We start from the raw sequence: 21,469 nt of genomic DNA, 5'->3' as shown, positions 1-21,469 counted from the left end.
GGAACCGTATAAGGGTGTTCGACCCGTGCGGGTTCGACCCGTGGGGTAGTCACTCGGGGGAGTCGGCGGCCTTCGGATCGCTCGCGCCGCCCGCGGTCCCGGCGGTCTCGGCGGTCTCGGATCGGTCGGGGTCGTCGGAATCGCCCGCCCCGTCCCCATCGGCGCCGACGGCGCCCGTCACCGCGTCGACGACGCCGACCTCTCGGCGCTCGTACGCCGCGACGATCCGGTGAGAGACGACGTAGCTCGCCCCGGCGGCGGCGACCGCGAGGATCAGGTTGCCGACGACGAGCCGCGTCACGATGGCCGGCCCCGCCGACAGCGACACCGACGAGGGCGACACGCCGGGGACGGGACCGAGGATCACCGTCCCGAGCGTGAAGCTGGTGCCGTACACGCCCCACTTCACCACGGGGTTGAACACGATCACGGACGCGAACATCGCGACCTTATTGATCCGGTCGATCGCCCACGCGAGCACGACGAAGGCGAGTAGCCCCGTCCCGAGGGTCGGAAGCATCGTGATGAACACGCCGAGCGAGAAGCTTCCGGCCGTTTCGTGGGACGTGAACTCGTCGGTGAACGAACGGTGGAGCTCGGATCGGACCCGATCCAGAAGCACCCTCGCTCGTCGAACGATCATTGCGTAGTGAGAGACGCTCGCGAGAGAAGTAGCTGTCGGCGACGACACGGCGGCGCGGGGCGAGACGATCGCTCGCCGCGCCGCGACGGGCGACCGATCAGTCGTCGGCCGCCGCGACCGCTCCCCGGTCGGCCTTCAGCCGGCGGGCGTACGCGACGAAGTTGTTGAACAGGGGCTTCACCTCGCAAGCAGCCTCGTAGGCGTCGGGCGTGATCTCGGCCAGCACCGCGTCGACGCGGGCGTCGCCGAGGCGCTCGCGTTTCCCCTCCGTGACGTCACGCGCCGACTCGAGGTCGTACTCGGGGTGGAACTGGACGCCCCAGCAGTGGCCGTCCCGGAACGCGTGGACCCCGTGGTCGTTCTCGGCGAGCAGGGTCGCGCCCGGCGGGAGCTCCACGACGGCGTCGCCGTGGGTCGTGAAGACGGTGAACTCCTCGTCGATCCCCGCGAACAGCTCGTCGTCGCCGCGGCGGCGCACCTCGTTGTATCCGATCTCGAACTCGTCCATCCCGGCGACGCGCCCGCCCAGCGCCTCCGCGAGCACTTGGTGACCGTAACAGACGCCGAGCACCGGGAGGCCGGCCGCCGCGGCCTCGCGGACGTAGTCGACGAGCGGCGGGATCCACGCCTCGTCCCAGTAGACCGACGAGCGCGATCCGGTGACCACGACCCCGTCGAACTCGGTGTGGTCGGGGAGGTGGCCCTCGCTGGCCGAGAACTCGACGAGGTCGGCGTCGAGCTCCCGCCGGAAGTTCCGGCGGGTGTTCGCGCCCTCGTGGGCGGCGTTCAGCAGCGCGAACCGAAGCCGTGTCATTGGACACCCTGAGACGCGGCGAGGCAAAACGGTTGCGACGTCGGGAAGCGCTACCGGCGTTAGCGAGCGGCGGCTCCCCGACCCGGGCCCCGCTCACTCCGAGAAGGGGTCCGCGGCGTGTTCCGCGAGCCAGCCGACGAGCGCGTCGTTGACCGCGGCGGACGCCTCCACGCCGACGAGGTGGCGCGCGCCCGCGACCGAGCGGAGCTCTCCGCGCGGGAGCCCCTTCGCGAGCCCCTCCGCCGCCGTCTTCGGGCACGCGGCGTCCTCCGTGCCGTGGACGACGAGGGTCGGCGTCGTGAGCTCGTACAGCCGGTCCGAGACGTCGAACCCCTCGACCGCGGCGCGGTGGGCCTCGAACGTCTCGCGGTCGGCGTCCTCGCCGAGCCGCCACTCGACGATCCGCGAGCACACGTCGGGATGCGTCTCCCGGAACGACTCCGAGAGCAGCCCGTTCAGCGACCCCTTCACGGCCGCCGGCGTCGACGGGTCGGCCCACACCCCGTCGGGGTTGTAGGCGTCGCCCGCGGGCGGCGTCCCGACGACCGAGAGGCTCGCCGGGCGCGACGACGCGAGCGCGTACGCGAGTGCGACCATCCCGCCGAGCCCGTACCCGACGAGATGGGCGTTCCTGATTCCCTCCGCGGAACACACCGCGTCCACGTCGCTCGCGAGCTCCTCGACCGTGTACGGTCCCGGCGGCGCGTCTGATCGACCGACGCCGCGCGTCTCGGGCGTGATCACCGTGTGCGGGCCCGCGAGCGCGGCGTGTTGCCAGCCGAACTGCCACGCGCCCAGCCCCACGTCGCCGCAGAACACGACCGCCTCGTCGGGGTCGCCGGCGTCCGGAGCGTCCACCTCGTACCGGACCTCGACGCCGGCGTTGTTCGCGCGTGGCATAGCGGACTCGGGGGGCAGTCGTCAGGCCTCCTGGAGGCTGCGGAGCACGTCCGGCGCCGCCGCCAGGGCGTCGTCGAGCGCGTCCCCGTCCGGGCCGCCGCCCTGCGCGAAGTCCGGCGGACCGCCGCCGCCGCCGCCGACGCGGCCGGCGAGCTCCGAGACCACCTGCCCGGCGTTCACGTCGACGCCGTCGGGGACGCCGACCACGAAGCTCGCGGAGCCGCCCGCCCCGCTGCCGACGACCGCGACCTTCCCGTCGTCGACGTGGGCGTTGGCGGTCGCGCGCAGCTCGTCGGCGTCGCCGTCGAGCCGTTGGATCACCGCGGTGACGCCGCCGACGTCGACCTCCTCGGCGTCGGCGCCGCCGGAGGCGCGAGCCGCCGCCAGCTCCTCTTTGAGCGACTCGATCTCCTTGCCCCGCGCCTTCCACTCGTCGAAGAACCGCTCGGCCGTCTCGGGCACGTCGAGCGGGTCGACGTCGAGCGCGTCGGCGGCGTCGTACAGCGCGTCCTCCGTGCGCTGGGTCGCCTCGATCGCCGCGCCGCCCGCGGCGAACACGATCCGCTCGACGCCGTCCTGGACCGGCTCCGTCTTCAGCACCTTCACCGCGCCGATCTCGCCGGTGCGCTCGGCGTGGGTGCCGGCGCAGGCCTGCACGTCGGCGTCGCCGACGTGGATCAGACGGACGTTCGTTCCCGGCGGGACGCCCCCCTGGTAGAGGTCGAAGCCGTGCTCGGCCTCCGCCTCGTTGCGGTCGGGCCACTCCTGTTTGACCGGCACGTCGTCGCGGACGAGCTCGTTGGCGACGCGTTCGATCTCTTTGACCTGCTCGCGGGTGATCCGCTCGAAGTGGCGCACGTCGAGGCGGGAAGAGTCGATCCCCTTCTGGGCGCCCGCCTGCCGGACGTGATCGCCGAGCACCTCGCGGGCCGCGTGGCCGATCAGGTGGGTCGCCGTGTGGTGCGCGCGGAGCCGGTCGCGGCGGTCGCCGTCGACCTGGCCCTTGACGAACTCCCCCTTGCCCGGGTCGGCGTCGGTGCGGTGGAGCACGACGCCGTCGCGCTCCTGGACGTCGACCACGTCGACGGTCGTCTCGCCGGCCGTGAGCTGGCCCCTGTCGGCCGGCTGGCCGCCGCCCTCCGGGTAGAACATCGTCTGGTCCAAGACCACGTCGTACCCCTCGTCGCGCTCGAACACGTCGAGGACGACCGCCTCGAACTCGGTGCGGCCCTGGTCGTCGTAGAACAGCTTCTCCGTCTCGGGGAGGTCGCCGAAGCGGTCGTCGCGGTCCTCCCCCGCGTCCTCGCCGTCCTCCTCCTCGTGGCGGTCGGCGACGAGCGCGTAGAAGTCGTCGGGCACGTCGACGGTCGCGCCGCGCTCGGCGGCGATGTCGGCGACCATGTCGGGCTGGATGCCGTGGGAGTCGTACAGCTCCAAGAGCGCCTCCGTGGGGATCGGCTCGCCCGTGCCGGCGTACTCGTCCGCGAGCGACTCCACCTTCCGGGAGCCGCGCTCGAGCGTCTTGCGGTACTTCCGCTCCTCGGTGCGGACGATCTCGCGGATCGTGTCGCGGTTCTCGTAGCCGAGCCGCTCGGCCTGCATGTCGACTAACTCGTCGAGCGGGGCGTCGACGCCGACCTCGTCGACGAGCCGCTTCGTGCGCCGCAGCACCATCCGGGCGAGGTAGCCGGTCCCGACGTTCGAGGGGACGATCCCGTCGCCGAACATGTACGCGAGCGTCCGCGAGTGGTCGGCGATCGCGTAGATCGATTCGAGCGGTTCGACGAGCTCGCGGAGCCGGTCGACGTCGACGTCGAGCCGGTCTGCGATCTCGCCGCGGGCGTCCTCCACGTCGTCGACGTCGTCGATGTCGAGCCGACCGGAGAGCTTCGCGGCGCGGTGGACCAGTTCCCGTTCCTCCTCCGTGCGTTCGATCCCCGCGTTCTCCTTCAGGAAGTCGATCGCGTCGGGGTAGACCGCCTCGTACACCGTCGCGGTCCCCTGACTCATCCACGTCCACCGCTCGAGCCCGTACCCGGTGTCGACGATGTACGTGTCCATGAACGAGTACGTGTGCCCGTCCTTCATCTCGTAGTCGCCGTCGGGGTCCCGCTCCATACACATGAAGACGAGCGTCGCCAGCTCGGCGCCCTTGTAGATGACCTCGATCGCGGGACCGGCGTTTCCGCCGCCGACCCACGGGTCCTCGATGTAGGTGATCTCCTCCAGATCCGCGCCCAGACTCTCGAACAGCTCGTCGCAGTACTCGACCGTCTCGTCTTTCCAGTACACCTCGCCGTGGTAGGCGTACTCGCCCTCGTCGACCTCCTCGCGCGTGTTGAACGCGTGGTGGGCCATCATCTCGAAGGCCATCGTGTGCCGGCCCGTCTTGCCGACGTTGTCGATGTCCTGCATCCGGATGCAGGGTTGCGAGATGGTGAGGGGGTTCGCCGGCGGCGGGGTCTGGCCCGACGTGACGAGCGGCTGGAAGTCGTAGATCGACGCCTGCGTCAGGAGCACGTCGTCGCGCCAGCGGTTCGCGGCGACCGGGTACGGGTCGATCCGCTCGTGGCCGTGCTCCTCGAAGAAGGAGAGGAACGCCTCCCGCATCTCCGAGAGGGAGTGGGCCTCCGGGAAGCCCGGATCGTCGATGAAGCTGTAGTCCTCGCAGGGGGGCTCGCCGCACAGTTCGCGGTCGGGGTCGCGCGTCCAGAAGTGCGCGCCACAGGAGGGGCACTCCTTCCGCTCGAACCCTTCCTCCTCGAAGTAGTCGAGGCGGTACTCCGCTTCGAGATCGCTCATTACTGGAACGTGACCCGTGTTCCTCCAAAAGGGTTCCGGGGTGTCTCGCGACCGCTTCGGCCGCGTTCGGGGAGAGAACGCGCCTCTCGCTTCCGACATGTCGGTCCCTACCTCAGAAAAACCGACGACGAGAGGAAAATTTATCCGCGCTCCAGTTGTGTCTATCGGCATCGTGAACACCGAGCCGAGAGGGCGGGCGTCCGTTCTCGTCCTCGCCGGAGACGCGGAGGAGGCGGTCGACGTGGCCGACGCGCTGATCGGGTTCGACGCCTCCTCTGCGACCGTCGGCGACGCCGCCCCTCCGAGGCCCGGCGACGAAGACCTCGCGGCGGCGGACGTGGCCGTCGTCCTCGACGCCGCGGGGCTCGACGCGGTCCGCGAGCGCGACCGGTTCTGCCGCGTGGTCGCACTCATCGACGACCCTGCCTCACCGGTCGCGACCGATCCCCTCGTCGACGCGATCGCGACCGCGCCTGCGGACCTCGACGCGACGCTCCGCTGGCTCGCGTCCCGCGCGGAGCCGGGACTCGACCGGGACGACCCGGCGCGTACGCCGTCGCGGATCGAGCAGCTCAACGCGGAGGTGACCCGGCTCGCGTCGGTCAGATCCGTCGAGGCGGCCCACCGAACCGCGATCGCCGTCGCCGACGAGGTGTTCCCGCGATATCACTGCGTCGTCGGCGTCCGCGACGGGGAGTGGGTCGAACCGATCGCGACCTCGTCGGACGTCTCGGTCGGGGACTGCGACCGCGTCCGCGTCGGTCGGGGCTCCGTCGGGACCGCCGTCGAGACCGGCGAGCCGGTGGTCGAGTCCCGGGCGGCGGAGGCGGTCCCCTACCGGACCCTCCTCTCGCTCCCGGTCGGCGACGACACGGTCCTTCAGCTGGCGACCGACGAGGAGGGGTTCGACGCGGACGACCGGCGGCTGGCGGAGCTGCTCGCGTCCCACGTCGAGGAGACGCTCGACCGGATCCGCACCGACGAGGCGCTCCGGACGGAACGCGATCACCTGCTCGCGCTGTTCTCGAACGTCCCCGACCCGGCGATCGCCTACGACTACGTCGACGGCGAGCCGATCGTTCACCGGGTCAACGACGCGTTCGAGGAGACGTTCGGCTACGACGCCGAGCGCGTGGTCGGCGAGTCCGTCGACGACTTCATCGTTCCCCCCACCGACGATGCCGAGTCCGAGGCCACGGAGCTCAACGAACGTCTCCAGCGCGGCGAAAACGTCAGGCGAGAGGTGACCCGCGAGACCGCGGACGGCCCCAGACACTTCATCCTCCACGTCGTGCCGATCCGGCTCGACGCCGAGAACGTCTCGGGGTACGCTATCTACACGGACGTGACGGACCGGCGCGAGCGCGAGGCGGCGTTGGAACGCCAGAACGAGCGGCTCGACGAGTTCGCGAGCATCGTCTCGCACGACCTTCGGAACCCGCTCTCCGTCGCGGAAGGGTACGTCGACCTCGCGGCCGAGACCGGTGAGCCGGACCACCTCGAAACGGCGGCCGAGGCGCTGGACCGCATGGACGAGCTCGTCGGCGACCTGCTCTCGCTGGCCCGACAGGGGGAGTCGGTCGGCGAGACGAGCTCCGTCTCGATCGAGGCGATCGCGAGGGACGCGTGGGGGAGCGTCGACACCGGCGACGTCGAGCTCGTCGTCGACGGTGACGTGACGATCGACGCGAACGCGACTCGGACGCGAGAGCTCTTGGAGAACGTGTTCCGGAACAGTGTGGAACACGGTCGTTCCAGAGACGGCGGTGCCAGCGACGGCCCGCTTACGGTGCGCGTTGGGAAGGCGGCGTTCCGCGGCGGCGACGGGGAGTCTGGAAACGGCTTCTTCGTCGAGGACGACGGTCGCGGGCTTCCCGAAGGCGAGCGCGACCGCGTGTTCGAGAGCGGGTTCACGACCGAGGAGAACGGGACGGGCCTCGGGCTCGCGATCACGGAGCGGATCGCCGACGCGCACGGCTGGGAGGTGCGCGCGCTCGCCGGCGACTCCGGGGGCGCCCGGTTCGAGTTCAAGACGTCGTGAGCGCGCCGGGGTCCGAAACGACCTTACGCCGCGCGCTCGCCTCTCCGGTATATGGTCGAGAACGTCGTCTATCCCGCGTACTTCGACGCCGACCGATCGCGGTCGGAGGGGCGCCGCGTCCCGATGGACCTCGCGATCGAAGAGCCCACCGTCGACGAGATCGCGAAGGCCGTCCAACAGGTCGGCTACGACGCGGTGATCGAACGCGAGAAAACCTACTCCCGGGAGTTCGAACCGCGAGGCGCGGTGGTCGTCCGAGGCACCGAAGACACCGCGAAAAACGACCTCGTGCAGGCGATCGCCGCCTACCTCGGGGTCATCCGGGAGTGACGATGCGCCGCGTCGGCACCGTCGTCCGGACCGCCGGCGGGCTCGCCATCGCGCGCGCCGAGGCGGGCGCGGAGCCGCCGCGGATCGGCTCGTCCGTGGTCGACGAGTCGCTCGCGACGGTCGGGCGCGTCGTCGACGTGTTCGGCCCCGTCGAGCGTCCCTACGTCGCGGTGACGCCGAGCGACGACGACCTCGCTGCGCTCGTCGGCGGGAAGCTGTACGCGCGCTGACTCAGTCCCCGGCCGTCGCCTCTCCTTCCTCGGCCGTCGCCTCTCCTTCGACGACGGTGAAGTCCTCGATCGTCTTCGTCGAGCGGGCGAGCCGCTCCGCGACGACGAGCTTCTCGGTCCGGTCGAGCCGGTCCCAGTCGAGTTCCGCCGGCGGCGACCCCTCGAACGCCCGGAACTGCTCGTACACCGCCTCGTTGACGAACCGCTCGAACGACTCGCAGTTCGGACACGTCACCGACAGGTGAGAGGTGTCGAACTCGCGAGTCACCGTGTGTTCGAGGCAGTTCAGGCAGCGGTAAGTCCGGGTTCTGCTCACGGTTCGACGGAAGCGGCGGACGCGCTAATACCTGCGGATACCGGAAGGAGAGCCGGGTAGTGAAAGCGGGCCCGAAGCGCCGCGAGGGCGCGTCGGAGCGCTAGAACAGCGCCGACGCCGCGGCCTCGGCGGTCTCGATGACCGGTCCGAAGCCGGGCAAGAGCAGCACGGTCGCGACAGCCGCGAACACGACCGCGGCGTACAGCCCGGTCGGCCGCACGTCGATCGCGTCCAGCGAGCTCGACGACGCGGGGTCGTCGATGAACAGCGCCTTCACGACTCTGCTGTAGTAGTACAGCGAGACGACGCTGTTGACGGCGCCGAACGCCGCCAGCCACAGGAAGCCGTTGTCGATGGCGCCCATGAACAGGAAGTACTTCGAGAAGAACCCGGCGAAGGGCGGGAGCCCGGCGAGCGAGAACATGAACACGGCCATCGCCGTCGAGGCGACGGGCGCGCGCCGCGCGAGCCCGGCGTAGTCCTCGAAGGTCCGGCCGACGCCCCACCGCTCCGCCATCGCGACGAAGAGGAACGCGCCGGTGTTCATGAACCCGTAGACGAGCAGGTGCGCCATCGCGGCGCCCATCACGGCGCCGTTCGCGCCGCCGTCCTGCGACAGCGCCGCGACGCCGATGAGCACGTAGCCCGCGTGCCCGATGGAGGAGTACGCGAGCATCCGCTTGACCTCCTCCTGAACCGCCGCCGCGAAGTTACCGAGCGTCATCGTCACGGCCGCCAAGATTCCGAACGCCAGCACCCAGTCGATGCCGGCGGCGAGCGACGCCCCCACCGGGAACGCCTCGGTGAAGAGGCGGAACGCGACCACGAAGCCGGCCGCCTTCGAGGCGGACGAGAGGAACGCGCTCACGGGCGCGGGCGCGCCCTCGTACGCCTCCGGCGCCCAGAAGTGGAACGGGACGGAGGCGGTCTTGTACGCGACACCACCGATGATCATCACGATCCCGAGACCGGCGACGCCGGCGAGACCGTCGAGCGAGCCGATCCCCTCGGCGACGCCGCCGAACAGAAGCGACCCGGTCGCCGCGTACACCAGCGAGATCCCGAACAGGAAGATCGCCGAGGAGAGCGCGCCGACGAGGAAGTACTTCATCCCCGCCTCGACGCTCCCCCGGTCGCGCTTGAGGTACGCCACCAAGACGTACGACGGCAGCGACACCATCTCGAGGGCGACGAAGACGACCGCGAGGGAGTTCGCGGCCGCGAGCAGCCCCATCCCGGTCGCCGCGAACAGCGTCAGCGAGTAGAACGCCGCCGGACTCTTGTGATCGTGGAAGTAGTCGTGGGCCGCGACCACGACCAGCGCCGTCACGGACGCGAAGATGGCGGTGAAGAACAATGCCAATGTGTCCACCTTGATCGCCTCGGCGAACAGGGTGATCGCGCCGCCGGTGTCGCCGCTCCCGGTGCCGGAAACGACCAACCAGACGCTCGCCGCGAGCGCGGCGAGCGACCCGAGCGCGCCGACGACGGCCATCGAGGTGTTCGACCGCGCGTCGGGACTGATCGTGTCGACTAAAAGCAGCGCGAGCCCGGTGAACGCGAGCAGGAAGACGGGCAACAGCGCCGCTATCTGCGGTAGCGTGTTAACCATTGAGAGTCACCCCCTCGACCACGGGAACGGCGGCGTCACGGATCATCTCGAAGAAGATGTCGGGCGCCACGCCGAGCACGATGATCGCCACCAGAAGCACCGCGAGCGGGGCGACGTCGTGGAACGGCGCGGGACCGACCTCGTAGTCGGTTTCGAGCTCATAGGGCCCGAACAGCGTGCTCTGCATCGCCGACAGCAGGTAGCCGGCGACGATGACGATACCGAACATCGCGAGCGCCGTGAATATCGGCGCGTACGGCAGCGCCGGGGCGGCAAAGGAGCCCACGAAGATGAAGAACTCACCGGCGAAGCCGGCCATCAACGGGAGCCCCATGTACCCGAACGCGCCGGCGACGAGGATGCCCACCGCGACGGGCATCCGGTCGGCCATGCCGGACATGTCGCCGACCATCCGCGTGTGCGTCGCGTTGTAGATGACGCCGACCGCCATGAACATCAGCCCCGAGATGAGGCCGTGCGCGACCATCTGGAAGGTCGCGCCGCCGACGCCGTACTCGGTGAAGGCGATCAGTCCGAGAATGACGTACCCCATCGACGAGACGGAGGAGTACGCGACGATCCGCTTGAGGTCCTTCTGGGCCAGCGCCAACATCGCGCCGTAGATGACGCTGATGACCGCGATGGCCGCGATCGGGATCGCGAGCGCGGACGCCTGGTCCGGAAGCATCGTGAAGTTGAACCGGAGCAGCGCGTACGTCCCCATCTTCAGGAGCACGCCCGCCAGGAGCACCGACACCGGCGTCGGCGCCTCCACGTGGGCGTCCGGGAGCCACGTGTGGAACGGAACGATCGGTACCTTCACCGCGAACCCGAGGAACATCGCGAGGAACGCGCCCATCGCGATCGTCCCGGGAGCGATACCGAACCACGACCCGAGGCCGCCGTCGGCGATCGCTCCCGTGATCTCCGGCAGCGCGAACGAGCTCGCGGAGTCGCCGAGCGCGAACGTCAGCGACATGAATCCGATGAACATCAGCAGCGAGGCCGCGTTCGTGTAGACGAAGAACTTGATCGCGGCGTACTTCCGGCGGGGTCCGCCCCAGATGCCGATGAGGAAGTACATCGGCACCAGGACGGCCTCCCAGAAGACGAACCAGAGGAAGAAGTCGAGCGCGGTGAACACGCCGAGCAGGTTCGCCTCCATGAACAGCATGAGCCCGTAGAACTGGCTCTGTCGGTCGTCGATCGGCGTCCACGCGCTCACGATCGCGAGCGGGACGAGGAACGTCGTGAGCACGACGAGCGGGAGGCTGATCCCGTCGACGCCGACGAACCACGACACGGTCCGGCCGCCGACCTCCAGCCACTCGATCTGGGTCGCGTACGCGATCTCGCCGCCCGTGAGGGCGTTGCCGGCGCTCTCGAACCCGGACCAGAGGTACAGCGATCCGGCGAACGGAAGCAGGCTGAGCGCGAACGCCAGCCGGCCCGCCCAGGCGTTCGGGGCGAGCAGCACGAGGAGCGCGGCCGCGAACGTGAACCCGATGAGGGCTTCGATCATCACAGGAACCACCCCCCGGTCACGCCGAGCGCGAGAAGCAGCGCGACGAGCCCCAGCGTGAGCAGCGTGGCGTACTGCGAGACCACGCCGCTCTGGAGCCGGCGGACCCGACCGCCGCCGAAGAGACTCACCGACGAGACGCCGTTGACGACGCCGTCGATGATTCCCTGATCGAAGGTGTTAGCGCCGCCGGCGACGTCCTCCGTGCGATACGCGAGCCATACCTGCAGTTCGTCCAAGTAGTAGTTGTTGTACAGCACGTCTTTGATCCCGCCGAGCTTCGCCGTGTGCTCCGTCGGCGACGGAACGTTGTAGAGCCGCCAGGCGACCGCGAGGCCGGCCAGCGCCAGGCCGAGCGAGACGACCGCGCCGACGAGGACGGTGCCGACCTCGCCGCCGACGAGGTACCCGCTACTGTACGGCCCGATGTCGCCGTAGTGGTGCGAGGAGAGCCCCTCGATTCCGCCCCAGTGGTTGTCGAGCCAGAGGTGAAGCAGGTCGATCCCTTCCAGTCCGAGGACCTTCTGGACCGGCACCATGTTGATGAAGCCGGTGACGACCGCGAGCGCGCCCAGCACGGTCAGCGGCCCCTTCACGTTCCAGCGAACGGGCTCGGGGTCGCGTGCGGTGTCGCTCCGCGGCTCGCCGTGGAACGTCAGGAACACCATCCGGAAGGTGTAGAAGGCGGTGACGGGCACCGCGAGCAGGCCCATCAGGTAACCGCCGAGCAGCAGCGGGTCGTTGAGCCCGTGGACGAGCGCCTCGTAGAGGATCTCGTCTTTCGACCAGAAGCCGGCGAACGGGAAGATGCCCGCGAGCGCCAGCGACCCGGCCAGGAAGGTGTAGTACGTGACGGGCATCTTCGATTTCAGCCCGCCCATGTCCCACATGTCCTCGTTGTGGTGCATCGCGATGATCACCGCACCGGCGCCGAGGAACAGCAGCGCCTTGAAGAAGGCGTGGGTGGTCAGGTGGAAGACCGCGGCCACGTACCCGCCCGCGCCGAGCGCGAGCATCATGTAGCCGTACTGCGAGATGGTGGAGTACGCGAGCACCTGCTTCAGTTCGTCCTTCACGAGTCCCATCGTCGCCGCGAACAGCGCGGTGAAGCCGCCGATGAAGGCGATCACCGCGAGCGTCGTCGGCGTCAGCGCGTAGAACCCGTACATGCGCGCGACGAGGTAGACGCCGGCCGCCACCATCGTCGCGGCGTGGATGAGCGCGGAGACGGGCGTCGGGCCCTCCATCGCGTCGGGGAGCCACGTGTGCAGCGGGAACTGCGCGGACTTCCCGACGACGCCGCCCAGCACGAGCAGGCCGACGACCGTCAGCCACGTCTGCAGTTCGACGCCGCCGGGCGTCCACGCGACCGACCCGGAGCCGTTGAGCGCGGCGTCGGCGAGCGCGGGGAACGACTCGCTCCCCGCGAACTGCGCGGTGCCGAACGTCGCGATCACGGCGACGACGCCGATCAGGAAGAAGTAGTCCCCGAACCGCGTGACGAGGAACGCCTTCTTCGCCGCCGACGGCGGGCCGGGCTCTCGGAAGTGGAAGCCGATGAGCAGGTACGAGCAGAGCCCGACCAGCTCGAAGAACATGAACGCCATCAGCAGGTTGTCGGCGACGACGAAGCCGAGCATCGAGGCCGTGAACAGGCCGAGCCCGGCGTAGTACCGGGGGAGGCCCGTCTCGCCCTCGTCGTTCATGTAGCCGAGCGAGAACACGTGGACTAGAAGCGCCACGAGCGTCACGATGACGAGCATGAGCGCCGACAGCGGGTCGATCAGGATCCCGAAGGACAGCTCGACGTCCGTCGGTCCGATGCCGCCCGCGCTCGCCCACGTGTAGAGCGTGCGGTTCGCCGCTTCCCCGCCCGCCACCGTCGCGAGCACCCACAGCGAGAGCAGGAACGACCCCGCCGTCGCCGCGATGCCGCCGAAGGCGCCGCCCTTCGGGAGGTACCTCCCGACACCGAGAGCGATCAGGAACGAGAAGAACGGGAGGAGAACGATCGCCGGAACGTATGAGAACACGTCTATCATGTTACCACCTCATCTCCGTTGGAACGGTCACGTCGGTGACGCCGAAGTTGCGGTACAACACGAGGATGATGCCGATCCCGATCGCGACCTCCGCGGCCGCGAGCGCGATGACGAACAACGCGAACACCTGTCCCGTGAGGTCGCCGTAGTACAGCGCGAACGCGACGAAGTTGATGTTCGCGGCGTTCATCATGAGCTCGATGCTCATCAGGAAGTACAGCGCGTCGTTTCGGGTGAGCACGCCGAACAGGCCGATACAGAACACGGCGGCGGCGAGCAGCAGGTACCACTCGGGCGGGATCGAAGAGGCGACGGCGGTCATTACCGCTCACCCCCCTCGCGCCCGCCGTCGGTGAGCGCCTCGCCCACCGCGGCGACGATGGAGCCGTCCTCCTCGCGTTTCGCCAGGTAGACCGCCCCGTCGACGGCCACGTCGAGCGCGACCGCCGCGATCAGAAACGCCGCGAGGAACCCCTCGGCCGGAACCGAGCCGAGCTCGTACTCGCCGAGGTTGAAGAGGGCGTACCCGATGTTGTGGACGATCGACGCGTCGGCCGGAAACGCGGCGACCTCGCCGAAGTCCGCCGACAGCACCGTCAGCGCCAGTACCGCGAACAGGAGTCCGACCGCGACTGCGGGCACGAGACGCCCGCGGCTCCGGGAGTCGTCGTTACTCACGCGCTATTCACCTCCGTTTCCGTGTCCGATCGCGTGAGCATCACGGCGAACGTGACGAGAATCAAGACCCCGCCCACGTAGACGAGGATCTGCATGGCGGCGATGAACTCCGCCTGCAGCATCACGTAGTGCACCGCGACGCTCGTCAGGGCACCGCCCAGAAGCAACGCGGCGTGGAACACGTCGCGCGCCAGGACGACCCCGAGGCCGAACGCCAGCGTGACCGCGGCGAACAGCCCGAACGCGATGGTAGCATAAACCATTGTGTGTGTCTCCTATGAGAGTCCCTTTGAAGATTTCGAGACGCACCCGTTACTGGTAGTCGATCTCGCCGTCTCCCTCCCCGATCCACGCGCCGCGATCGGGGTTCCGGGATTCAAGCGGGTCGATTCCCTTGTACCACGGGACGTTCTTGAGCTGTTCTTTGTTGAACACGAAGTCGTCCTTCGTGTCCGCGGTGAACTCGAAGTTCTGCGTCAGCAGGATGGCGTCGACGGGGCAGACCTCCTCGCACAGCCGGCAGTAGATGCACTGCCCGATGTGGAGGTTGTACTGCTCGCCGTTGCGCTGCTCGTCCTGCACGATCTGGATCGTGTCGTTCGGGCAGACGTTCTCGCACTGCCGGCACCAGATGCACCGCTCCTGGCTGAACTTGTGGACACCGCGGAAGCGCGGGCTGACTTCGGGCGCCTCCTCCGGGTACTCCACGGTGAACGTCTTCCCGTCGAGCGCGTGCTTCATCGTCGTCGCCATGGATTTCATGAGTCCGATCATGTTACGCGATCACCCCCACGATTACGGCCGTGAGCACCAGGTTCGCGAACGACAGCACCAGCATTCCCTTCCATCCGATCTCGATCAGCTGATCGATCCGGACGCGGGGAATCGCCGCGCGGGCCCACTGCGTGAACAGGAAGAAGCCCCAGACCTTCACCACGAACCAGATGAAGCTGATGCTCTCCGGGCCCGGACCGGACGCGCCACCGAGGAACACGACGGACAGGATCGCGCCGCCGAGGAAGATATGGACGAACTCGCCGAGGTAGAACAGAACGAAGTACGCCGAGGAGTACTCCGTCTGGTACCCCCCGACGATCTCCGTCGGCGCCTCGGGGATGTCGAACGGGTTCCGACCGATCTCCGCTAAGTTCGCCGTGAGGAACAGCACGAACGCGAACGGGTTCACGAACGCGAACCACGCCGGGATATCGAACCCGGCGACCGTCGCGAGCGTCTCCGTCTGCGCCCCGACGACGCCGCTTATCTGGAGCGTCCCCGCGAAGATCACGACCGACATCGCGGTGACGATGAGCGGGATCTCGTACGCGAGGTTCTGCGCGACGGCGCGGAGCCCGCCGAGCAGCGAGTACTTGTTGTTCGACGCGTAGCCGGCCATCACCAGCGAGACGGAGGCGATGGAGGCGAACGCGAACACCAGCGCCAACCCGACTTCGGGGTCGGCGAGGTGGATGTTCAGCGGGCCGATCTGGCCCATCGGGATCACGGAGAAGCCGAGCATCGCCGACGCCGGCAGGAGGATCGGAGCGATGTCCCACGTCGGGCGGTCGACTCCCTCGGGGATGATGAGCTCCTTCGCGAGCAGCTGGACCGCCGAAGCCGGGATGATGAGCAGCCCGAAGGGGCCGATCCGGTCGACCGCGATCCGGTCGGTGAACGCCGCCGTGATCTTCCGTTTCGCCCACGGTCCGGCGACGCCGGAGAACGCGAGGATGATGTTGGCGACGACCGCCGCTCCGATCAGCGAGGCGACGACCTCGCCCAGCACGCCCGGGAGGCCGAACGTGTCGACGAGGAACTCGGGGAACAGCTGTGCGGGCGCCGTCCCCATCAGCGGTCCACCTCCCCGAGAACGATGTCCAGGCTACCGAGCGCGGCGACGACGTCGGGGATGTACTCCCCGTTCGCCATCTCCGGGAGCGTCTGGAGGTTCGAGAAGCACGGCGACCGGATCTTGAACCGCGCCGGCTTGTCCGTGCCGTCCGAGCGGATGTAGATGCCGAGCTCGCCCTTCGCGCCCTCGACGGCGCGGTAGATCTCGGTGTCGTCGTCCGGGCGCAGCGTGCGCGGCACGTTCGCCTGGATGTTCCGCTCGTCTTCGGGCCAGTCCTCGAGCAGATCGACGCACTGCTCGATGATCTTCGCGGACTCCTCGACCTCGCGCATTCGGACGAGCAGGCGGCTGAAGTTGTCGCAGCCGTCCTCCGTGACCACGTCCCAGTCGAGCTCGTCGTAGTAGCCGTACGGGTCGTCGCGGCGCAGGTCGTAGTCGACGCCCGAGCCGCGGGCGACGGGACCGGTCGCGCCGTAGTTCTTCGCGACCTCCGGCGGGAGGACGCCGGTGTCGATCGTCCGCATCTGGAAGATCTCGTTGGAGGTGATGAGGTTGTGGTACTCCTCGATCGACTCCGGGAGCTGGTCGAGGAAGTCCCGGGTCTTCGAGAAGAACTCCTCGCGCGGCTCCGGGAGGTCCCAGACGACGCCGCCGAGCCGGAAGTAGTTGAACATCAGCCGCTGGCCCGTCAGGTCCTCCAAGAGGTTCTGCACGCGCTCGCGGTCGTTGATGGCGTACATGAACGTCGCCGTGAAGTCGCCGTTGATGTCGAGCGCGAACGTGGCGAGCGCGAGCATGTGCGCGGCGATCCGAGACATCTCGGCGCCCATCGTGCGGATGACCTGCGCGTACTCGGGGACCTCGATGTCGGCGAGGTCCTCGGCCGCGCGGGCGTACGCGAACTCGTTGAGCAGGCCCGCCGAGATGTAGTCCCAGCGGTCCGGGTACGGCATGATCTGGTGACGGTACGTCCCGTTCTGGGCCATCTGCTCCTCACAGCGGTGGAGGTAGCCGATGTCGGGCTCGACGTCGACGACCTGCTCGCCGTCGAGGACCGTCTTCAGGTGGAGCACCCCGTGGGTCGCCGGGTGGTGCGGCCCGATGTTGAGGAACATCGTGTCAGACTCCGCGTCCTTGTGGTGTTCCTGGAGCGGGTTCGCGTGCTCCGGAAGCGAGGCGATCTGCGGCCGCTCCTGGTCGTAGTCCATCGACAGGGGGTGGCCCTGCCACGTCTCGGGCAGCAGGATCCGGCGCAGGTCGGGGTGGTCGTCGTACTCGACGCCCATCAGGTCGTACGCCTCGCGCTCGTGCCAGTCGGCGGTGCGGAACACCGGTTCGGCCGATTCGGAGACGGGGGTGTCCTTGTCGGCGGGAACGACAATGCTGACCTCCTGGGTCGGATCGTCGAACTTCTTCAGGTGGTAGATCGACTCGTAGCGGTTCTCGTACTCCTGAGCGGTGACCAGCGAGAGGTGGTCGTACCCCGCCTGCTCTTTCAGGATCGAGAGCGTCTCCTGGACGGTGTCGGGCCGGATGACGAACCCGGGCGCGTTCAGGTGGTCGTCGCGGTCGACGACGAGGTCGCCGAGGAGCGCCTCCAGCTCGTCGGGGGTGCGCTCGACGGCGCCGTCGTCGGCGGTGTCTGGTCGTTCGAGGCTCATGGTGAATCAGCGAAGTTGTACCGCATGACGAGTTCGTCCTCGTCGATCTGGTCGGCGAGCTTGTCGACGAGCTCGTCGCGTTCGAGGTCGGAGAACTCCTCCAGCTCGTACGGCTTGACGGTGACGGGGGAGGCCTCGCCGTTGGCGACGCGCTCCTGCAGCTTCACGACGCCGTAGACGAGCGCCTCGGGGCGGGGCGGGCAGCCGGGGACGTGGATGTCGATCGGGATGACCTCCTCGGCGCCCTTGATCACGTTGTACCCCTCCTGGAACGGGCCGCCGGAGATGGTACACGAGCCCATGCCGACCACGAACTTCGGCTCGGGCATCTGGTCGTACACGCGCTTCATCCGCGGCGCGAACTTCGAGACGATCGTCCCGGGGACGATCATCACGTCGGCCTGTCGCGGCGAGGCGCGGGGGACGCCCGACCCGAATCGGTCGAGGTCGTGTTTCACCGCGTAGGTGTGCATCATCTCGATGCTGCAGCAGGCGATACCGAACTGCAGCATGAACATCGAGGAGCCGCGACACCAGTTCAGGAACTTGTCGAACTTGGTGAGGATGAACGGCGAGGAGCCGAACGCCTCTCGGAGGCGGGAGTTAAACCGGTCCCCCTGCCCGGTCATCCGGGCGTCGCGGGTCTCGGTTACGACTTGCGATTCGTCGGTGATGAATGGTTGATCGCTGCTCATTAGTTGAGGTCACGCTCCGTCTTTCGACTCGTCGCGCGGGGACTCCGGGCCCAGCTGATCGCGCCGGAGCGCCACGCCCAGACGAGCCCGATCGCGAGGATTCCGACGAACGCCAACATCGGCCACAGCAGGTCGATCATCGGCACGCCAGCGGCGATCGCCGGGCGGTAGATGACGGCCCACGGGAACAGCAACACGGTCTCGATGTCGAACACGACGAACAACAGCGCGACCATGTAGTACTGGATGTTGAACCGGATCCGCGTCCCGCCAGTCGGGGTCTCGCCGGACTCGTAGGTGGTACTTTTACCGGTCTCAGGCACGCTCGGACGGAGCAACGCCGACACGGACATCATCCCCAACGGGATGAGCACGCCGACGGCCGCCAAGGCGCCGATCGCTATCCAATCGCTCATATAGGTCTCCGTAACGTGCTGGGGTTTGGACCGCCCCCTCATAAGCGTTGAGTCTTCACCGCAACGGCTCCGCGTCGCCGAAAACGGCGGCGAGCGGGTCGGACGGACGATCCGGATCCGGTACCTTCTCGCTTTCCCCCCAGTGCTACGACTCGTCGCGCTCGCGGAACCCGTCGATACCGAGGTCGTGTAGGTCGGCCGACACCGCCGCCACGTCGCCTTTCAGTCCCTCGTGGTACTCGATCAGTCGCTCCTCGATCGCGTCGTGCTCGCGCGCGAGCACCTGCGCGGCAGACAGGGCGGCGTTGAACGACTTGCCGGCGTCGACGGCGACGATCGGGGCGCCCGTGGGCATCCCGATCACGGAGTCGACAGACTTCTCCTGAACCGGGACCCCGATCACCGGGATCGGGTACGCGAGCGACGCGGTCATGTTCGGAAGGTCGGCTGACTTGCCGCCCGCGCCCGCGATCACGACGTCGAGCCCGCGAGCCGCCGCGGTCTCCCCGTAGGCGTACATGAGCTCCGGGGTCCGGTGCGCGGAGACGACGTAGCTCTCGTAGGTGAACCGCGCGTCCGGCGCGTCGTCGAAGTCGGTCTGCTCGGCGAACCCGAGCTCGTCGAGCGCCTCGTACGCGCCCTCCATGACGGGGAGATCGGAGTCCGACCCCATGATGATCCCCACGTCCGGGGTGGTCTCGGGGTCGGCGTCGGCCGCCGCCTCCGCTTCGAGCCGGTCGATCAGGTCTTGAACCGTGGTCATGGGTGTGGGTGACGCGAGGCGGGTTGTAAATCGTGCCGGTCCCGTGTCCGACTATCACGCCGTTGATAGACACCCCGGCGACCGCAAGGCCGAAGGCTCCGGCCGCGGAATCGCGGGACGAACATGCCCTCCAGACGCGCGTTTCTCTCCGGCCTCGGAGCGGCCGGACTGACGGCTACCGCCGGCTGTCTCACCGGGTTCGACGCCGGCCCCGGCGACGACGAGACGTACGACTGGCCGAGCGGCGGCGGCGACGATTTGAACTCGCGGGCGGTGCCGAACGGCGTTGCGCCGCGCGACGACCCGACCGTCGACCGGACGCACGAGTTCGACGGGATTCCCGCCGGTGACCCGGTGGTGACCGACGAGGTAGTGCTTCTCAACATCGGCGTGGACGTGGTCGCGCTCGACCGCGGGGACCTGAGCCGGCGCTGGGCCGTCGCTCCCGACGACAACAGCGCGTTCCGCTACACGGGGGCGCCGGCCGTCGCGGACGGCGTGGCGTACGTCCCGGAGAGCGACGCGCTGGTCGCCCGCGACCTCGACACCGGTGAGCGGCTGTGGGGTCGGGAGTTCGAGTACGTCTTCGGGGAGACGACGCCCCTCGTGGTCGACCGCGGGGACGGCCACCGAGTGGTGATCGGCGCCGGCGAGTACCTCCGGGCGTTCGACGGCTCGACGGGCGAACTGCAGTGGGAGCGCCGGCTCGGTGGGATCGTCCGGCGTGCCGCCGCCCACTCACTGGCGTCGGTGTACGGCGTCGTCTACGCCGCGACCACCGGCGGGGAGCTGTACGCGGTCGACGACGGACGGGTGCGCTGGAACCGGACCGTCGCCGCCGGGATCCGTACCCCGCCGACCGTCGTCGGGTCACGCGGACCGGACGGCGAATCGATACGGGGGTCGGGGGACGTGGTAGTCGGCGCGGGCGACGGGTCGGTTCGCTGTTTCGACGCGACCGGGAAGCCGCAGTGGCGAGCCGGCCTTCGCGGATTCGCCGAAGGGGGCATAGCGGCCGGCCACGGCGGAGTGTTCGCGGTCTCGGCCGGGCGGTTGTACGGGCTGAACGCGGAGAGCGGGAATCACGCGTGGCGGACCGGAATCGGGAACGCCGTTCGACCGACGCCGCCGGCGCTCGTCGGTGACACGATATACGTCGGCGGAGAACGGCTCCACGGGGTCGGCGTCGGCGGAGGCGTCGGCGTCCGATCCGTCCGCGTCGGCGAGACGCGGTTCGAACGCGAGGTCGACGGCGGCGCCAGCTACGTCACGGCCGCCGACGGGAGGCTGTTCGCGACGGTGGCGGCGGAAAACGGTAGCGGGCAGTTAGTGGTTCTTTCCTGAGAGATACGCTCGAAGCAGGTCGCCGTCGTGTAGTCGGTCTGGGGTCCCGTCGAACCACCGCGCGGTGCGGATCTCGCCGGGATCGACCCCCAGCTCAGCGGCGTCGGGAATGCGACCCTCGGCGCGCGCCGCGTAGCTCACGGAGTCGGCCTCGAACGCGACCGCGTCGGCCGGGCGGTCGTCGGGCATCGGTTCGACCGTTGGTCGTCGTATCCGTATCAGTCGTTCGCCTGCCCAACCCTTAACAACGAAATCGCACGAACTCTACCGTAATGGCAAGCTCGACGGAAAACGGGCCGGATCACGAGGGCGAGATCCGGCTGTGGCGAGAGGACGACTGGTGGATCGCCCGGGACGTTGGGACGGGCGTCACGACACAGGGGGAGTCACGAGGCGACGCGCTGGAGAACCTCGACGAGGCCGTCGCGCTTCACAGGGGAGAGGTCGGCCGCGAACCGACCGACGAAGAGCTTCGGGAACTCGGGATCGATCCGGAGAGGAACGCGACCGGAGACGCGAAGCCGCCCGACGCGCTCGAATAGCGTGGCGAGGCGCACGTTCTCCGGACGGGAGATCGTGAAAGTGCTCGTCAACCGCGGCGGCTTCGAGTGGCGGCGGACCACCGGCGACCACGCACAGCTCTACTACGAGCACCCGACGAACGAGGCGGACGAAAGACACGTCACGGTCCCGTTGCACGAGGAAGTTCGAGAGGGAACGCCCAGGAACATCGCAGAAAGCGCGGGAGCACGCGACTTCGACGCCTTCTGCGCGTGGATCGATCGGAACTCGTGAAGATCGACCCGTT

24 protein-coding genes are annotated in these 21,469 nt (G+C 68.7%); 6 read left to right on the top strand and 18 right to left on the bottom strand.

Annotation, left to right across the window (positions count from 1 at the left end; all coding sequences use genetic code 11):
• Window positions 1-49: 49 nt before the first annotated feature.
• The 4 genes from EDM04_RS08795 to alaS all read right to left on the bottom strand — a co-directional run bounded on the left by EDM04_RS08795 (window position 50) and on the right by alaS (window position 5,159).
• Complete coding sequence (locus EDM04_RS08795; protein WP_123621202.1) at window positions 50-643, bottom strand: DUF2062 domain-containing protein; 594 nt, start codon at window positions 641-643, stop codon at window positions 50-52.
• 97 nt (window positions 644-740) lie between these two features.
• Window positions 741-1,457 (bottom strand): type 1 glutamine amidotransferase, encoded by a 717-nt coding sequence (locus EDM04_RS08790; protein ID WP_123621200.1) that lies wholly within the window; start codon window positions 1,455-1,457, stop codon window positions 741-743.
• Window positions 1,458-1,550: 93 nt separating this feature from the next.
• Window positions 1,551-2,357 carry an alpha/beta fold hydrolase gene (locus EDM04_RS08785; protein WP_123621198.1) on the bottom strand — a complete coding sequence of 269 codons (807 nt, stop codon included), beginning with the start codon at window positions 2,355-2,357 and terminating at the stop codon, window positions 1,551-1,553.
• Between the two features lie 21 nt (window positions 2,358-2,378).
• Entirely contained in the window at window positions 2,379-5,159 is a 2,781-nt protein-coding gene (alaS, locus tag EDM04_RS08780; protein WP_123621196.1) for an alanine--tRNA ligase, read from the bottom strand.
• A gap of 172 nt (window positions 5,160-5,331) precedes the next feature.
• Between alaS and EDM04_RS08775 the strand changes: the two genes are divergently transcribed.
• The 3 genes from EDM04_RS08775 to EDM04_RS08765 are packed head-to-tail and all read left to right on the top strand — an operon-like array spanning window position 5,332 to window position 7,760.
• A complete protein-coding gene (locus EDM04_RS08775; protein ID WP_241154881.1) occupies window positions 5,332-7,200 on the top strand; it encodes an ATP-binding protein in 1,869 nt (622 codons plus the stop codon).
• Between the two features lie 51 nt (window positions 7,201-7,251).
• Window positions 7,252-7,530: a signal recognition particle subunit SRP19 gene (gene srp19 / locus EDM04_RS08770; protein WP_004049838.1), complete on the top strand. Its 279-nt coding sequence runs from the start codon at window positions 7,252-7,254 to the stop codon at window positions 7,528-7,530.
• A gap of 2 nt (window positions 7,531-7,532) precedes the next feature.
• Window positions 7,533-7,760, top strand: coding sequence for a Gar1/Naf1 family protein (locus EDM04_RS08765; RefSeq protein WP_123621192.1), 228 nt, complete (start codon window positions 7,533-7,535; stop codon window positions 7,758-7,760).
• A 1-nt stretch (window position 7,761) separates the two neighbouring features.
• Here EDM04_RS08765 and EDM04_RS08760 read toward each other — a convergent pair whose 3' ends face one another.
• From EDM04_RS08760 to purE, 13 genes are all read right to left on the bottom strand, one after another.
• Complete coding sequence (locus EDM04_RS08760) at window positions 7,762-8,076, bottom strand: hypothetical protein (RefSeq protein WP_123621190.1); 315 nt, start codon at window positions 8,074-8,076, stop codon at window positions 7,762-7,764.
• 100 nt (window positions 8,077-8,176) lie between these two features.
• The gene (locus tag EDM04_RS08755; RefSeq protein ID WP_123621188.1) at window positions 8,177-9,688 is read right to left on the bottom strand and encodes an NADH-quinone oxidoreductase subunit N; all 1,512 of its coding nucleotides are present in this window, start codon (window positions 9,686-9,688) and stop codon (window positions 8,177-8,179) included.
• On the bottom strand, window positions 9,681-11,210 hold the full coding sequence (locus EDM04_RS08750) for a NuoM family protein (RefSeq protein ID WP_123621186.1): 1,530 nt from the start codon (window positions 11,208-11,210) through the stop codon (window positions 9,681-9,683). Before EDM04_RS08750 ends, EDM04_RS08755 begins: the two co-directional genes overlap by 8 nt.
• Window positions 11,210-13,252 (bottom strand): NADH-quinone oxidoreductase subunit L, encoded by a 2,043-nt coding sequence (nuoL, locus tag EDM04_RS08745; protein ID WP_123621184.1) that lies wholly within the window; start codon window positions 13,250-13,252, stop codon window positions 11,210-11,212. The genes EDM04_RS08750 and nuoL overlap by 1 nt, the downstream gene beginning before the upstream one ends.
• A gap of 1 nt (window position 13,253) precedes the next feature.
• Entirely contained in the window at window positions 13,254-13,574 is a 321-nt protein-coding gene (gene nuoK, locus EDM04_RS08740) for an NADH-quinone oxidoreductase subunit NuoK (RefSeq protein ID WP_123621182.1), read from the bottom strand.
• Window positions 13,574-13,930 carry a hypothetical protein gene (locus tag EDM04_RS08735; protein WP_123621180.1) on the bottom strand — a complete coding sequence of 119 codons (357 nt, stop codon included), beginning with the start codon at window positions 13,928-13,930 and terminating at the stop codon, window positions 13,574-13,576. Before EDM04_RS08735 ends, nuoK begins: the two co-directional genes overlap by 1 nt.
• A complete protein-coding gene (locus tag EDM04_RS08730; RefSeq protein WP_004049822.1) occupies window positions 13,927-14,193 on the bottom strand; it encodes an NADH-quinone oxidoreductase subunit J in 267 nt (88 codons plus the stop codon). The genes EDM04_RS08735 and EDM04_RS08730 overlap by 4 nt, the downstream gene beginning before the upstream one ends.
• Before the next feature lie 49 nt (window positions 14,194-14,242).
• Window positions 14,243-14,704 carry an NADH-quinone oxidoreductase subunit I gene (locus tag EDM04_RS08725; protein ID WP_123621178.1) on the bottom strand — a complete coding sequence of 154 codons (462 nt, stop codon included), beginning with the start codon at window positions 14,702-14,704 and terminating at the stop codon, window positions 14,243-14,245.
• Between the two features lies 1 nt (window position 14,705).
• Window positions 14,706-15,779 carry an NADH-quinone oxidoreductase subunit H gene (locus tag EDM04_RS08720; protein WP_123621176.1) on the bottom strand — a complete coding sequence of 358 codons (1,074 nt, stop codon included), beginning with the start codon at window positions 15,777-15,779 and terminating at the stop codon, window positions 14,706-14,708.
• Window positions 15,779-17,443, bottom strand: a complete 1,665-nt coding sequence (locus EDM04_RS08715; protein WP_123621174.1) for an NADH-quinone oxidoreductase subunit D — start codon at window positions 17,441-17,443, stop codon at window positions 15,779-15,781. The genes EDM04_RS08720 and EDM04_RS08715 overlap by 1 nt, the downstream gene beginning before the upstream one ends.
• Window positions 17,440-18,138 (bottom strand): NADH-quinone oxidoreductase subunit B, encoded by a 699-nt coding sequence (locus tag EDM04_RS08710; RefSeq protein ID WP_123621172.1) that lies wholly within the window; start codon window positions 18,136-18,138, stop codon window positions 17,440-17,442. Before EDM04_RS08710 ends, EDM04_RS08715 begins: the two co-directional genes overlap by 4 nt.
• Window positions 18,138-18,554 carry an NADH-quinone oxidoreductase subunit A gene (locus tag EDM04_RS08705; protein ID WP_123621170.1) on the bottom strand — a complete coding sequence of 139 codons (417 nt, stop codon included), beginning with the start codon at window positions 18,552-18,554 and terminating at the stop codon, window positions 18,138-18,140. Before EDM04_RS08705 ends, EDM04_RS08710 begins: the two co-directional genes overlap by 1 nt.
• Window positions 18,555-18,699: 145 nt before the next feature.
• Window positions 18,700-19,317 carry a 5-(carboxyamino)imidazole ribonucleotide mutase gene (gene purE, locus EDM04_RS08700; protein ID WP_123621168.1) on the bottom strand — a complete coding sequence of 206 codons (618 nt, stop codon included), beginning with the start codon at window positions 19,315-19,317 and terminating at the stop codon, window positions 18,700-18,702.
• Between the two features lie 123 nt (window positions 19,318-19,440).
• On the opposite strand from purE, the gene EDM04_RS08695 reads away from it, so the two are divergent.
• Entirely contained in the window at window positions 19,441-20,661 is a 1,221-nt protein-coding gene (locus EDM04_RS08695) for a PQQ-binding-like beta-propeller repeat protein (RefSeq protein ID WP_123621166.1), read from the top strand.
• Here EDM04_RS08695 and EDM04_RS08690 read toward each other — a convergent pair.
• The gene (locus EDM04_RS08690) at window positions 20,644-20,850 is read right to left on the bottom strand and encodes a hypothetical protein (RefSeq protein WP_241154880.1); all 207 of its coding nucleotides are present in this window, start codon (window positions 20,848-20,850) and stop codon (window positions 20,644-20,646) included. The genes EDM04_RS08695 and EDM04_RS08690 overlap by 18 nt on opposite strands.
• An 83-nt stretch (window positions 20,851-20,933) precedes the next feature.
• Between EDM04_RS08690 and EDM04_RS08685 the strand changes: the two genes are divergently transcribed.
• Window positions 20,934-21,203, top strand: coding sequence for a type II toxin-antitoxin system HicB family antitoxin (locus tag EDM04_RS08685; protein ID WP_123621164.1), 270 nt, complete (start codon window positions 20,934-20,936; stop codon window positions 21,201-21,203).
• 1 nt (window position 21,204) lies between these two features.
• Window positions 21,205-21,456: a type II toxin-antitoxin system HicA family toxin gene (locus EDM04_RS08680; RefSeq protein ID WP_123621162.1), complete on the top strand. Its 252-nt coding sequence runs from the start codon at window positions 21,205-21,207 to the stop codon at window positions 21,454-21,456.
• Window positions 21,457-21,469: the final 13 nt, after the last annotated feature.

Origin of the sequence: Halorubrum sp. CSM-61 (genome assembly GCF_003781945.1) — an archaeon.
Classification (GTDB): Archaea; Halobacteriota; Halobacteria; order Halobacteriales; family Haloferacaceae; genus Halorubrum.
The sequence above is the reverse complement of the archived record's forward strand: the minus strand, read 5'-3'. Positions and strand labels throughout refer to the sequence as shown.

Bases quoted from the DNA above. Each gene is read 5' to 3' on its own strand.
- srp19 (WP_004049838.1), top strand. From the start codon at position 7,252: ATGGTCGAGAACGTCGTCTATCCCGCGTACTTCGACGCCGACCGATCG.
- EDM04_RS08765 (WP_123621192.1), top strand. From the start codon at position 7,533: ATGCGCCGCGTCGGCACCGTCGTCCGGACCGCCGGCGGGCTCGCCATC.
- EDM04_RS08795 (WP_123621202.1), bottom strand. From the start codon at position 643: ATGATCGTTCGACGAGCGAGGGTGCTTCTGGATCGGGTCCGATCCGAG.
- EDM04_RS08710 (WP_123621172.1), bottom strand. From the start codon at position 18,138: ATGAGCAGCGATCAACCATTCATCACCGACGAATCGCAAGTCGTAACC.
- EDM04_RS08785 (WP_123621198.1), bottom strand. From the start codon at position 2,357: ATGCCACGCGCGAACAACGCCGGCGTCGAGGTCCGGTACGAGGTGGAC.
- EDM04_RS08730 (WP_004049822.1), bottom strand. From the start codon at position 14,193: ATGGTTTATGCTACCATCGCGTTCGGGCTGTTCGCCGCGGTCACGCTG.
- EDM04_RS08755 (WP_123621188.1), bottom strand. From the start codon at position 9,688: ATGGTTAACACGCTACCGCAGATAGCGGCGCTGTTGCCCGTCTTCCTG.
- nuoL (WP_123621184.1), bottom strand. From the start codon at position 13,252: ATGATAGACGTGTTCTCATACGTTCCGGCGATCGTTCTCCTCCCGTTC.
- EDM04_RS08695 (WP_123621166.1), top strand. From the start codon at position 19,441: ATGCCCTCCAGACGCGCGTTTCTCTCCGGCCTCGGAGCGGCCGGACTG.
- EDM04_RS08725 (WP_123621178.1), bottom strand. From the start codon at position 14,704: ATGATCGGACTCATGAAATCCATGGCGACGACGATGAAGCACGCGCTC.
- EDM04_RS08705 (WP_123621170.1), bottom strand. From the start codon at position 18,554: ATGAGCGATTGGATAGCGATCGGCGCCTTGGCGGCCGTCGGCGTGCTC.
- EDM04_RS08750 (WP_123621186.1), bottom strand. From the start codon at position 11,210: ATGATCGAAGCCCTCATCGGGTTCACGTTCGCGGCCGCGCTCCTCGTG.
- EDM04_RS08685 (WP_123621164.1), top strand. From the start codon at position 20,934: ATGGCAAGCTCGACGGAAAACGGGCCGGATCACGAGGGCGAGATCCGG.
- alaS (WP_123621196.1), bottom strand. From the start codon at position 5,159: ATGAGCGATCTCGAAGCGGAGTACCGCCTCGACTACTTCGAGGAGGAA.
- EDM04_RS08690 (WP_241154880.1), bottom strand. From the start codon at position 20,850: ATGCCCGACGACCGCCCGGCCGACGCGGTCGCGTTCGAGGCCGACTCC.
- EDM04_RS08790 (WP_123621200.1), bottom strand. From the start codon at position 1,457: ATGACACGGCTTCGGTTCGCGCTGCTGAACGCCGCCCACGAGGGCGCG.
- EDM04_RS08715 (WP_123621174.1), bottom strand. From the start codon at position 17,443: ATGAGCCTCGAACGACCAGACACCGCCGACGACGGCGCCGTCGAGCGC.
- purE (WP_123621168.1), bottom strand. From the start codon at position 19,317: ATGACCACGGTTCAAGACCTGATCGACCGGCTCGAAGCGGAGGCGGCG.
- EDM04_RS08720 (WP_123621176.1), bottom strand. From the start codon at position 15,779: ATGGGGACGGCGCCCGCACAGCTGTTCCCCGAGTTCCTCGTCGACACG.
- nuoK (WP_123621182.1), bottom strand. From the start codon at position 13,574: ATGACCGCCGTCGCCTCTTCGATCCCGCCCGAGTGGTACCTGCTGCTC.